Source organism: Nocardioides kongjuensis, from assembly GCF_013409625.1.
Taxonomy (GTDB): Bacteria; Actinomycetota; Actinomycetes; order Propionibacteriales; family Nocardioidaceae; genus Nocardioides; species Nocardioides kongjuensis.
On the sequence record NZ_JACCBF010000001.1, the window covers coordinates 2,371,424 to 2,384,149 of the forward strand.

The following is a 12,726-nucleotide window of genomic DNA, read 5'->3' on the forward strand; positions in this document are numbered from 1 at the left end:
ACCGGTGTAGCGTTCCGGACGCCGTCAGCGACCCAGGAGGCACCGTTGATCGACCCCACCGCGGCATCCGTGGTCCCGACCACCGATCCCTCGACGTACCTGCCCGCCCAACCGATCTCGGGCGACCTCAACGACCAGCTGCTGCAGACGGACTTCTGGACCGACGACATGGTCGCGGCCGCCGGGATCCCCATCGTCGACGTCCCGTTCGTCACGATCGGCGGCGGCATCGGCAGCTTCGTGACCGTCGACTACCTGCGCATCGCGGGCGTGCCGACCTCGCAGATGCGGGTGCTCAGCACGCTCGACTTCCCCTGGCAGACCTACGAGTACCTCACCCGGGTCTCGCAGGTCCCCCGCCCCGAGCGGATCCGCTCCGACTCGGCGTCCCGGCCGGACAACATCTGGGGCTTCCCGTCGTACGGCTTCGCCGAGGGCGTGCGGCACTTCAGGCCCAAGGTGCTCTGGCAGCTGTTCAGCGAGCCGATCTTCGAGGACTACTACACGCCCAAGGCCGGCAACGTCTTCGAGCAGCTCGAGCGCGAGGCGAAGCGGATCTCGTACGACGAGATGCTGGTCAAGGGCCTGGTCCGCATCGTCCGGCGCCGGTACGGCGGCGGGTACTTCACGATCCTGACCCCGCCCGAGGGCGCCTCGGCCACCAAGCGGGTCGCCTTCCGCTCGCAGTACGTGCACCTGGCGGTCGGCTACCCGGGCCTGAAGTTCCTGCCGGAGCTGCAGCGCTACCGCACCGAGAACAACGACTACCGCCACATCGTCAACGCCTACGAGGCCCACGAGCACGTCTACGAGCGACTGGTGCAGACGCCGTCCACGGTGCTGGTGCGAGGCGGCGGCATCGTGGCCTCGCGCATCCTGCAGCGACTGATGGACGACCGCGAGAAGCACGGCGCGCAGACCAGGATCGTGCACCTGTTCCGCACCTACATCCACGGCACCAACGACGGCTACGGCAACGAGGAGGACCAGCGCCCCGGCGGTGGCCGGACCCGGGTGACGATGCGTCGGCGCGGCGGCGACGGGTGGGCCTACCAGGGGTTCAACTACCCGAAGTCGGTGTGGGGCGGCCAGCTCAAGGCGCAGGTGCGCAACCTGGAGGGCGAGCAGCGCGCCGAGCTCTACAAGCGGATGGGCGGCACCAACACGCCGTACCGCAAGAGCTGGCAGCGGCAGATGAAGCAGGGCCGGCGCGAGGGCTGGTACACCTGCGTGGTCGGCACCGTCGACGAGATGCGGCCCAGCGGCGAACGGATCCTCAACCAGGTCCGCACCGCGCAGGGCGTCGTACCGCTGGAGGTCGACTTCGTCATCGACTGCACCGGCCTCGAGGCGGACATCGCCGAGCACCGGCTGCTCAAGGACCTGCTCGACCACGGCGGCGCCAGCCGCAACCCGGTCGGCCGGCTCAACGTCGACCGGAACTTCGAGCTGATCGGCACGGCGTCCGGCGGCGGCGTGATGTACGCGTCCGGCGCGACCACGCTGGGCGGCTACTTCCCCGGGGTCGACACCTTCCTGGGCCTGCAGGTCGCGGCGCAGGAGATCTACGGCGACCTCAACAAGCGCGGGTTCTGCAAGCGGATCGGGCCGGTGCGCTCGACGCTGCAGTGGTGGAAGTGGCTCGCCGGGAGCGCCCCGTGAGCCGGCTCGTCGCGACGACCCAAGGAGTGAGTGCCTGATGCTGCCCACCCTCAACGGCCGGATCCAGACCCGGATCTTCATGCTCGTCGTCTTCGGCGGGCTGATCACGCTGGTGCTGACGCCGATCCTGCCGGGCGACCCGGACTACCGCACGACGTACCTCATCCTCGCGGCCGTGCTCGTGCTCGGCGTGCTCTGGGAGCTCGTCTACCACGCGATCCAGCAGCTGCGGTGGGAGAAGGACTGGCCCACCATGTTCGGCCTCATCACGGCGCTCAACGAGGGCGCGCTGGTCTGGCTGCTGCTCGACCTCGAGCTCGTGCCCGGCATCGACTACCCGTACGACGGCGTGCCGTTCTGGGCGTTCTTCATCGACTTCTCGGTGATCTGGCTCGTCATCTGGATCTGGACCAACGGCCCGATGCGAGTCCCGTTCATCCGCTGGCGCTTCTTCGGTGGAAGGATCATTTGAGATGACGCACACCTCGGCAGACGACTGGACCGCGGCGACGGTGGTGCCCGGTCCCGGCGGCGGCACCCTGGCCCGGTTCGGTCCGGTCGTGCTCCTCGTCGGGTCCGACGACCCGGAGGTCGTGCGGCCCTACCTCGAGCACGCGGAGATGGTGGCGGCCAACGGCGGTCAGGGGCGCCAGCTGATCCGCGGGTTCGCGCTGATGCTGTCGACGTCGATCGACCAGTCCCCCGGCTTCGCCGCGATCGCGCCGCACACCACGGGCCTCGCGGTCTTCGTCGACGGCGACGTCGTGGTGAGCGTCGACGGCGAGGAGATCAGCGGCGCGCAGTCGCTGGCCTGGGTGGAACGGCTGATCCCGTGGCCGGTCACCTCGGTGTCGGCCGCGCTCCCGGGCGCTGCTGCCCCGGCGGAGGGGACGGCGTACCGGCTCGACGGTGGGGTCGTGCCCGCCGGGGGCTTCCTGGTGCCCACCACCGGCGGTACGCCGGCCGAGCCGGTCCTGCGCCCGTCGACGCAGGTGCGCGCGCCGCAGCCGCCGCCGGACGTCGAGGCACCGCCCGTCGTGGAGCCGGTCGTGGAGCCGGTCGTGGAGCCCGTCGTCGAGCCTGTCGTCGAGGCACCGCCCGTCGTGGCACCGGTGGCCGGCCGGCCACTGCCGCCGACCCCGGCCGACGAGCACGTGAGCTTCCAGTCGGTGCTGATGAGCGACGTCGAGGACGACGTCGACGACTTCGAGCCGCTGCCGATCGTCGAGGATGCCGCCCAGGTCCACGACGACCACGCCCACGAGCAGGTGCGCGGCGTCTACTGCAAGAACCAGCACTTCAACGACCCGCGCGTGCTGTTCTGCGGGATCTGCGGGATCAACATGGTCCAGCAGACGCCGGTCCTCGTGAACGGGCCGCGTCCGCCGCTCGGCGTGATCGTGCTCGACGACGGCGCGGTGTTCCAGCTGGACACGCCGTACCTGCTGGGTCGCGACCCGGCACCGGACGAGCGGATCGTGGCAGGCGAGTTCCGGCCGCTGCCGATCATCGACCAGTCCAACCAGGTCTCGCGGGTGCACGCCCGGCTCGAGCTGCGCGGCTGGGACGTCGTGCTGGTCGACAACAACTCGACCAACGGCACCTACGTGCACCTGCCGAAGACCCCCGACTGGGTGCGGATGCCGCCCGGCAGCGAGCAGGTCCTGGTGCAGGGCACCCGGGTGCGGATCGGGCACCGCACGCTGGCGTTCAACACCCACGCAGGCGCCGTCAGCTGACGACGGTCGCCTCCGCTGCCAGCGGCACGGCCGCGAAGTCGACGGGGGCGGCGTCGAGCTCGGCGCGGACCCGCACGGCTGCGGTGCTGGCGTCCAGGGCCCCCACCACCACGGGCGCGGCGGCCAGCGGATCGGCGTCGGCGCCCGGGTCCGCGAACCGGACGCCCCGCGCCTCCAGCGCCGCCCGCGCGCCCGCCTGGCGGCGGCCGCCGTCGCCGCGCAGGTCGAGCGTGGTGCCGCGGGCGAGGGCCAGCCGGGCGCCGTGGACGAGGGCGGCCTCGCCGTTGCTGCCGGCGCTCCAGTCGACGACGACGGGCGCGTCGGGCTCGGGGGTCGTCGTACCGCTGGCGACGACCACGACCGGCGACTCGTTGGCGGCCACGACGGCGGCGAGCGACGGGTCGTCGGACCAGGCGACCAGGCCCTGCGGGGCGAGGGCGCCGATCAGCTCGACCAGGTCCTGCTGCACGTCGGCGCTCGGGTGGGCGATGACGCGGACGGGGACGCCGAGCTCCTCGCCCCGGTGGACGAGCACCTGCTGGCGCTCCATCGAGGCGGCCATCTCGGCGAGGTCCAGCGAGAGGCCGCTGCCCACCTCGAGCGGGCGACCCTGCGGGGTGAGGTCGGCGAGCACGATCTCCGCGGGCCGGGCCCCGGCCAGGGCGGCCACCGCCAGCTCGACGGGCAGCCGGTTGTCCTGGCCGTCGCGGGCCAGGACGAGGATCCGGTCGACGGCCTCGTCGCCGAGCGCCGCGCGCTCGGCCTCGGCGATGTCGCGGGCGACCCGGCGCTGCGGGTAGACCAGGCCCAGCAGCGGGCCGGTCATCACCGTGGTGACCAGGGCCATCACCACCATCATGGTGAACAGCTCCTGGCTGAGCAGGCCCTTCTCCAGACCGACGTTGAGGATGATCAGCTCGGTCAGGCCGCGGGTGTTCATCAGCAGGCCCAGGGCGCTGGCCTGCCAGTGCGGGACCTGCTGGAGCCGCGCCCCGACGTACGCGCCGACGTACTTGCCGACGATGGCGACGGCGAGGATGGCCAGCATGGGCACGATGTGCTCGGTGCCGAGCCCCTGGATGTTGACCTTGAGGCCGGAGAGCAGGAAGAAGACCGGCAGCAGGAGGAGCACGGAGATCTGCTCGAGACGGACCAGGATCTCGTGGCGCAGGGCAGCGGCGTTCTCGTGCGGGATGATCGCGCCGAAGAGGAAGGCGCCGAAGATGTAGTGGATGCCGAGCACCTCGGTGGTCGCCGAGAAGAGCAGCATGCCGACCAGCACCACCGAGAGGATGGTCGGCGTGAGCTCGCCGGCCTTCTGGTACGCCGTGGTCAGCCAGCCCAGTGCCGGGCGGACGACGAAGACGGCGACGAGGACGAACGGGATCGCCAGGTAGATCGCCCAGTGGGGCAGGTGGCTGTGCTCCCCCTCGACGCCCGCGATCGCCAGCACCACCGCCAGCAGCGTCCAGGCGATGATGTCGTCGCTCGCCGCGCAGGCGAGGGCCAGGCCACCGGTCTCGGTGCGGTGCATCCGCCGGTCGGTGAGGATCCGGGCGAGGACCGGGAACGCGGTGATCGACATCGCGGCACCCATGAACAGCGCGAAGGGCCAGAACTCCGCGTCGGCCGGCTTCAGCGCCTCGGTGGCGCCACTGCTGACGAACAGGTGCGCCAGGCCGATGCCGAGGGCGAACGGCAGCGCGATCGACGTCAACGACACCGAGACCGCGACCTTCTCCCGGCCGCGGACCAGGGAGAGGTCGAGCTCGAGCCCGACGACGAACATGAACAGCACCAGTCCCACCCGTGCCAGCACGTCGAGGAACCCGCGCTGGTCGACCGGGAACAGGTCCTGGCTGAGCTGCACCCCGAGCAGGCTCGGACCCAGCAGGACGCCGGCACCGATCTCGCCCACGACGGGCGGGATGCCGATCCGGGCGACGGCGGCGCCGGCGAGTCGGGCGACGACGATGATCAGCGCCAGGAGGGCGAGGAGGACCGCGAAGTCGAGCACCGTTGCAGCCTATTGCGTCGTGAGCCGCCAGTCCTGCGGTTGAGGCACGGTGAGCGGCGGGCGGCTCAGCGCCGCTGTAACACGTGGTTCGCCTCTCTTCACGCCCGGCCGCCGCTGTAACACGTGGTTCGCGTACCTACCAGCCCCCTGACCCCTGTTCCAGACCCGTGCAGCAGCCATTTCGGGTGGTCTTGTGGCGGGTAGGTGCGCCAACCACGTGTTACAGCGGACAGACGGCTGCTACAGCGGCGAACCACGTGTTACAGCGGCTCGCCCGCCGGAGGACGACGCCGCCCGAACCCGCGCGAGGTCTCGCCTCAGGTGGTCTCCCAGCGGAACAGCCGCGCTGCCAGCAGGGTGACCACGACGGCGAACCCGGCCAGGATCCCCAGGGGTACGAGGGCGGCTGCCGGTCCCTCGCCGCGGACCATCACGTCGAGCATCCCGGAGTTGAAGTGCTTGAGCGGCAGCAGGTCGGAGAGGCGCTGGAGCCAGGCCGGGGCTCCGTCGAGCGGGAAGAACGAGCCACTGAGGAAGGCCATCGGCAGGACCAGGAAGTTGGCGAGGTTGACCGCACCCTCGGTGGTCTTGGCGAGGGCACCCGCGAGCAGCCCGATCGCCATGAAGCACAAGGTGCCGACGGCGACCAGCGGGACCGACATCCACCACGAGCCGGTCAGGGTCAGGCCGAAGGCCGCGGCGCCGAGGGCCAGGAAGATCGCGAGCTGGCCGAACGCGATCATCAAGGTGACCGCCACGCGGGCGGCGACGATGGTGCCGGTGCCGACCGGGGCCAGCTGGAGGCGGCGCAGCAGCTTGGACTGGCGCCAGCCCTGCAGGGTCGCGGCAGAGCCGAACGCCGCGCTCATCGCGACCGCCCAGCCGAGCAGGCCGGGCGTGACGAACTGGATGACCGAGAGCGACTCGTCCTCGACCCGCTGCGCCGTGAAGGTGTACGTCGGCGGCCGGCCGGTCGCGGCGACGTTCGCGCCGTCGACGAACGCCCGCAGGGTCCCCTGGGTGACGGCGGCCTTGACCTGGTCGGTCTGCGTGTAGTGCGCGACCAGGTCCTCGCCTCGCTGCTCGATGGCGACGTCGGCATCGCCCTTGCGGACCTTCTCGAGGGCCGCGTCGAGGTCCTGGGTGCGGTCGACCTCGAAGGTCTCCTCGAACGCCTTGGCCGCGCCGCTGGGCAGGTCGTCGACGAGCGGGACCGCACCGACCTGGATCAGGTCGACCTTCGACTGGTCCTGGTTGCCGAGGATGCCGCCGAACAGGACGAGGAACATCAGCGGGAAGACGACGGCGAAGAAGACCGCCGCCTTGTCGCGCAGGAAGCCGCGCAGGATCGCGACGGAGAGGGCCCAGAAGGGCGAGTGACGGGTCATGCGCGGTACGCCCGCCCGGTCAGGGAGAGGAAGACGTCCTCCAGGGTGCCGGTCTGCACGGTGACGCCGTCGAGGTGGTCACCGGCCGCCAGCGCGCCGATGACGCCGGCGGGGTCCCGGGTGACGAGCACGACGCCGTCGACGTCCTCGCGGGTCTCGGTGACGCCGGGGATGGCGCCGGCCTGCTCGGCGGTGAGCGCACCGGGTGCGACCCGGATCCGGGCCGGGGCGTCGAGCCCGCGGACCAGGGCGGCCGGCGTGTCGAACTGGAGGATCCGGCCGTGGTCCATGACCGCGACCCGGTCGCAGAGCACCTCGGCCTCGTCCATGTAGTGGGTCGTCAGCACGACCGTGCGGCCGCTGTCGTTGATCGAGGAGAGCAGGTCCCACAGGTTGCGCCGGGCCTGCGGGTCGAGCGCCGCGGTCGGCTCGTCGAGGAAGACCAGCTCCGGGTCGTGGACCAGGGCACAGGCGATCGACAGGCGCTGGGCCTGGCCGCCGGACAGGTCCTCGACCCGGCTCTCGGCCTTGTCGGTGAGCCCGACCCGCTCGAGCCACCCGTCGGCGGTGGCGCGGCCGACGCCGTACAGGCTGGCGAAGGTGCGGATCTGCTCGCGGGCGGTGAGCCGCTCGAAGAAGGACGAGGCCTGGAGCTGGACCCCGATGCGGGGCTGCAGCCGCGGGTTGCGCGGCCACACCGGCTCGCCGAGCACCTCGACCCCACCGGCGTCCGGCTGGCGCAGGCCCTCGACCATCTCCAGGAGCGTGGTCTTGCCGGCGCCGTTGGGTCCGAGCACCCCGACGAACTCCCCCTCGGCGACGTCGAGGCTCACTGCGTCGACGGCGACCAGGTCGCCGTAGCGCTTGGTCAGTCCGGTCACGTGGATGGCAGTCATCGCGACCGACCCTAGCCGTTCGTGGTGAACCTTCGTCGAAGCCGAGGGGGGACGAGCTCGTCAGGACAGCAGGCCGCGCACCACCCGCAGACCGACGGAGACCTTCGCGATGTCGGTCGGCTCGTCCGAGCAGACCGCGCTCAGCGCGCCGATCGCCTTGTCGACCACGCCGCCGGCCTCGGTCTCCCAGGCCGCGACCCGCCGGGCGGCGGCCTCCATCGGGTCCTCGACGGCGTCGAGGTCGCCGGTCGCCTCGAGGACCTGGGCGGTGAGCTGGGCGTGGACGGAGTACAGGTCGTCACGCAGGGCGGCGCGGGCCATCGTCTGCCACTGGTCGGCACGCGGCAGGTCGACGATCCGGCGCTGCAGCACCGACAGGCCCAGCCGCTCCCCCAGCGTGAAGTGGACGCGGGCCACCTCGGCCGGGGTGAGGCCGTGGCTGTCGGCGATCTCGACGACGTTGAGCAGCGTGTAGGCGACGTCGAAGGACGCGACCCGGCTGGCGAGGTCCTCGGGGACGTCGTAGCCGACGAGAAGCTCCCGACGGGCCTCGTACGCCGCCAGCTCGGTGCCGGTCAGCAGCTGGGGCAGCTCGAGCATGGTCGCCTGCACCGGCGCCGCGAAGAAGTCGACGTTGCCCTGGCTGTCGAGCGGGGGCCGCCGGTTGGTGACCAGCCACCGCGAGGCGCGCTCGACGAGGGTGCGCATCTCGACGCGCATCCGGGTCTGCACGGCCGCGTCGAGGACGTTGTCGTACTGCTCGAGCTCCCGGCGCAGCGCGAGCGAGCCGAAGATCTCCCGGGCCACGAAGTTGGCACGGGTGAGCTCGGCCGGCGTGGCGCCGGTCTCGCCGGCCAGGCGCGGCCAGTAGGTCATGCCGGCGCCGTTGACCAGGTCGTTGACCACCTGGGTCACGATGATCTCGCGGCGCAGGGGGTGGGCGGCGACCTGCTCGGCGAAGCGCTCCTGGACCGGCTTCGGGAAGTAGGCCTGGATGTCGTTGTCGAGGTACGGGTCCTCGGGCAGGTCCGAGGCCAGCAGCTCCTCGGCGAGCACGATCTTCGTGTACGCCATCAGCACCGCGAGCTCCGGCTGGGTCAGCGTGGCCCCGGCCTCGATCCGGCGGGCGACCTCACGGCTCGAGGGCAGCGCCTCCAGCTCGCGGTCCAGCAGGCCCTGCGACTCCAGGTCGCGCATCCACTGCTCGTGGACGTGCAGCAGCGAGACCGCGTTGCGGGCCGCGTTGGCGAGCGCGATGTTCTGGTCGTAGTTGTCACGCAGCACCAGCTCGGCGACCTCGTCGGTCATCGAGGCCAGCAGCTCGTTGCGCTGCTTGCCCGTCAGGTCGCCGTCGGCGACGATCCGGTCGAGCAGGATCTTGAGGTTCACCTCGTGGTCGGAGGTGTCCACACCGGCGGAGTTGTCGATGAAGTCGGTGTTGATCCGCCCGCCCTCGAGGGCGTACTCGATCCGGCCCTGCTGGGTGAAGCCGAGGTTGCCGCCCTCACCGACGCACCGCACGCGGAGCTGGCCGCCGTCGACGCGGATCGCGTCGTTGGACTTGTCGCCCGCGTCGGCGTGGGTCTCGGCGGCCGCCTTGACGTAGGTGCCGATGCCACCGTTCCAGAGCAGGTCGACGGGTGCGAGCAGGATCGCCCGCATCAGCTCGGCCGGCGTCAGGTGCGCGACGTCGTCGGCGAGCCCGAGCACCTCGCGGACCTCGGGGCTGATCGGGATCGACTTCGCGCTGCGCGAGTAGATGCCGCCGCCCTGCGAGATCAGCGACCGGTCGTAGTCCTGCCAGCTCGAGCGGGGCAGGTCGAAGAGCCGCTGCCGCTCGGCGTACGACGCCGCGGCGTCGGGCGAGGGGTCGAGGAAGATGTCGCGGTGGTCGAACGCGGCCACCAGCCGGATGTGCTCGGAGCACAGCATGCCGTTGCCGAACACGTCGCCGGACATGTCGCCGATGCCGACGACGGTGATGTCCTCGCGCTGGCAGTCCACGCCCATCTCGCGGAAGTGGCGGCGCACGGACACCCAGGCGCCCTTGGCGGTGATGCCCATCGCCTTGTGGTCGTAGCCGACCGAGCCGCCGCTGGCGAAGGCGTCGCCCAGCCAGAAGTGGTAGTCGGCCGAGACGCCGTTGGCGATGTCGGAGAAGGTCGCGGTGCCCTTGTCGGCGGCGACGACGAGGTAGGAGTCGTCGGCGTCGTGACGTACGACGTCCGGCGGCGGCACCGTCTCGCCGGCCACCAGGTTGTCGGTCACGTCGAGCAGGCCGCGGATGAAGGTCGTGTAGCAGGCCACGCCCTCGGCCAGCCACGCCTCGCGGTCGCCCGGGTCGGGCAGCTGCTTGGCGTAGAACCCGCCCTTCGCGCCGACCGGCACGATCACGGTGTTCTTGACCATCTGCGCCTTGACCAGGCCGAGGATCTCGGTGCGGAAGTCGTCGCGCCGGTCCGACCACCGCAGGCCGCCGCGGGCGACCGCGCCGAAGCGCAGGTGCACGCCCTCGACGCGCGGCGAGTACACGAAGATCTCGAACCGGGGCCGGGGCTCCGGCAGGTCCGGGATCGCCGACGGCTCCAGCTTGAGCGAGAGGTAGGGCTTGGGGGCGCCGCCGTCGGTCTGGAAGTAGTTGGTGCGCAGGGTCGCCCGGATGTGGGTGAGGTAGGAGCGCAGGATCCGGTCGTGGTCGAGGCTGACCACGTCGTCGAGCGCGGCTCGCACCTTCTCGACCAGCTTCTCCTCGCGGGCCGCCCGGTCCTGCTCGACGGCCGGGTCGAAGCGCACCTCGAAGAGCGCCACCAGCAGCTGGGCCAGGTCGACGTTGTCGACCAGGGCCTGCTCGATGGAGTCGACGGCGAACGGGCTGTTGCCCTGCTTCATGTACTTCGCGTAGGCGCGCAGCAGCATCGCCTGGCGCCAGGTCAGCTGGGCACGCAGCACCAGCCGGTTGAAGCCGTCGACCTCGGTCTGGCCGTCCCACATCGCCCGCATCGACGCGGCGAACAGCTCGCGGGCGTGGTCGGGCAGCGCCTCGCCGTACCGCAGGCCGAAGTCGTAGATGTGGGTGACCCGGTCCAGGCCGGTGAGGCCGTAGGGGCGCTCGTCGACGACCTCGACGCCCATCGACGCCAGCATCGGCAGCACCGCGCTCAGCGACAGCGGCTCGCCGACCCGGAACATCTTGAGCCGGGCCTCGCCGTCGGCGGCGTCGACCTCGGCGTAGAGCGACTGGTCACGGCCGTCGTCCCCGCGGATCCCCTCGATCCGGCCGAGGTCGACCGCGGCCGTGCGCGGGGTGAAGTCCTCCTTGTAGGCCTCGGGGAAGGCGTCGACGTAGCGGCGGCCGAGCAGCGCGCCGACCTCCTCGCCGTACTCCGCGATCACGGCCTGCAGGAAGTCCTCCTGCCACGAGCGGGACGCCTCGACCAGGCGCCGCTCGAGGTCGACGACGTCGATGTCGTCGGGGATCAGCTCGCCCTTGGGCAGGTGGACGACGAAGTGCACCCGGGCGGTCGTCGACTCGTTGATGCTGACGTTGAACTCGACCGAGTCGGGGCCGATCCGGCCCTTGCCGATCTGCTCGGTGAGGATCTCGACGAACTTGTGCCGGACGCCCGTGTTGTAGCGGTCGCGGGGCAGGTAGACCAGCACCGAGAGGTAGCGGGCGTAGGTGTCGCGCCGGATGAACAGGCGCACGGCGCGGCGCTCGCGCGCCTGCATGGCCGCCTCGACGATCGGGGCGAGCTCGTCGACGGGCGTGTGGAACAGCTCGTCGCGCGGGTAGGTCTCGAGGGTGTCGAGCAGGGCGGCACCGTCGTGGCTGCGGGCGTCGTACCCGCTGCGCTCGAGGACCTCGTCGACCTTCTCGCGCAGCAGGGGGATCCGCAGCAGCGACTCGGTGTAGGCGGCGCTGGAGAGCAGGCCGAGGAAGCGGCGCTCCCCCACGACCTCGCCGTCGGGGCCGAAGGTCTTCACGCCGACGTAGTCGAGGTACGCCGGACGGTGGATCGTGGAGCGCGAGTTGGCCTTGGCCAGGACGAGCAGCCGCTTCTCGCGGGCCTTCGCCTTGACCGCGTCGGGCAGCTTGCCGAACGCGACCGAGGTGTCGCCCTCGGAGGGGTGCTCGCGCAGGATGCCGAGTCCGCTGCCGGGGACCGGCCGGAGCACGTCGTCATCAGGTCCTCCGTCCACGGAGACCCGGTCGAGGACGTACTCGCGGTAGCCGAGGAAGGTGAAGTGCTCGTCGGCGAGCCAGTCGAGGAGCTCGGCGGCCTGCCGGATCTCCGCCGCCGGGAGCGGCGGCGGGTCGGCCTGGAGGCCGGAGACCACCTCGGCGACCCGCGCCTGCATCCCCGGCCAGTCCTCGACGGACGCCCGGACGTCACCGAGCACGCGCAGGCAGTCGGCCACGACCTGCTCGGCCGTGTCGTCGTCCTCACCGCTGAGCCGGCCGATCTCGATGTGCATCCAGGACTCGCGGATCGCGCCGTCGGCGGGTGCGGTCGAGCCGGAGGACACGGGCTCGGCGGACAGCAGGCGGCCCGCCTCGTCGCGGCGTACGTCGAAGGTGGGGTGCACGACGGTGCGCACGTCGTGGAGGCCGCGGGAGAGCTCCATCGTCATCGAGTCGACGAGGAAGGGCATGTCGTCGACGACGACCTCGACCACCGAGTGGCCACCGGCCGACCAGCCGTTCTCGGCCACGGTCGGGGTGTGCACCCGGACCTTGGCCTGACCCGGCGTGCGCTCGAGCGCGAGGTGGTGGTGGGAGGCGAAGGCACCGTAGACGTCGAGGTCGCTGCGGGCCGCGAGCTCCTCGGTGGCCACGTGCCGGTAGTAGGCCGGCAGCAGGGCTGGGAGCGCCTCACGGGGCGGCGCCCCTGATCCCTTCGCGGGTCCGGCCGCCGCTGCAGCCTGCTCGAAGATACGGTCCCGGTCAGCCCCCTGTGCCGAGGGCAGCGTCGTCGTTGACACAGCTCGACCCTAGGACCTCGCCGTCACGCCTCACAACCGAG

General features: G+C 71.5%; 7 protein-coding genes. 3 read left to right on the plus strand and 4 right to left on the minus strand.

Annotated elements, in window-relative coordinates:
• The first annotated feature begins 45 nt into the window (after positions 1-45).
• Genes BJ958_RS11350 through BJ958_RS11360 form a run of 3 tightly spaced genes read left to right on the plus strand, consistent with a single transcriptional unit; the run spans position 46 to position 3,401 of the window.
• Entirely contained in the window at positions 46-1,662 is a 1,617-nt protein-coding gene (locus BJ958_RS11350) for an FAD/NAD(P)-binding protein (protein WP_218865704.1), read from the plus strand.
• 37 nt (positions 1,663-1,699) lie between these two features.
• Positions 1,700-2,134 (plus strand): hypothetical protein, encoded by a 435-nt coding sequence (locus BJ958_RS11355; protein WP_179726935.1) that lies wholly within the window; start codon positions 1,700-1,702, stop codon positions 2,132-2,134.
• A 1-nt stretch (position 2,135) separates the two neighbouring features.
• Positions 2,136-3,401, plus strand: coding sequence for an FHA domain-containing protein (locus BJ958_RS11360; RefSeq protein WP_179726936.1), 1,266 nt, complete (start codon positions 2,136-2,138; stop codon positions 3,399-3,401).
• Here BJ958_RS11360 and BJ958_RS11365 read toward each other — a convergent pair.
• From BJ958_RS11365 to BJ958_RS11380, 4 genes are all read right to left on the minus strand, one after another.
• Entirely contained in the window at positions 3,394-5,418 is a 2,025-nt protein-coding gene (locus BJ958_RS11365; protein ID WP_179726937.1) for a cation:proton antiporter domain-containing protein, read from the minus strand. The genes BJ958_RS11360 and BJ958_RS11365 overlap by 8 nt on opposite strands.
• Positions 5,419-5,735: 317 nt before the next feature.
• Positions 5,736-6,806: an ABC transporter permease gene (locus tag BJ958_RS11370; RefSeq protein ID WP_179726938.1), complete on the minus strand. Its 1,071-nt coding sequence runs from the start codon at positions 6,804-6,806 to the stop codon at positions 5,736-5,738.
• Positions 6,803-7,702 carry an ABC transporter ATP-binding protein gene (locus BJ958_RS11375; protein WP_179726939.1) on the minus strand — a complete coding sequence of 300 codons (900 nt, stop codon included), beginning with the start codon at positions 7,700-7,702 and terminating at the stop codon, positions 6,803-6,805. Before BJ958_RS11375 ends, BJ958_RS11370 begins: the two co-directional genes overlap by 4 nt.
• Before the next feature lie 60 nt (positions 7,703-7,762).
• Positions 7,763-12,685, minus strand: coding sequence for an NAD-glutamate dehydrogenase domain-containing protein (locus tag BJ958_RS11380; protein WP_179726940.1), 4,923 nt, complete (start codon positions 12,683-12,685; stop codon positions 7,763-7,765).
• Between the last annotated feature and the right edge of the window lie 41 nt (positions 12,686-12,726).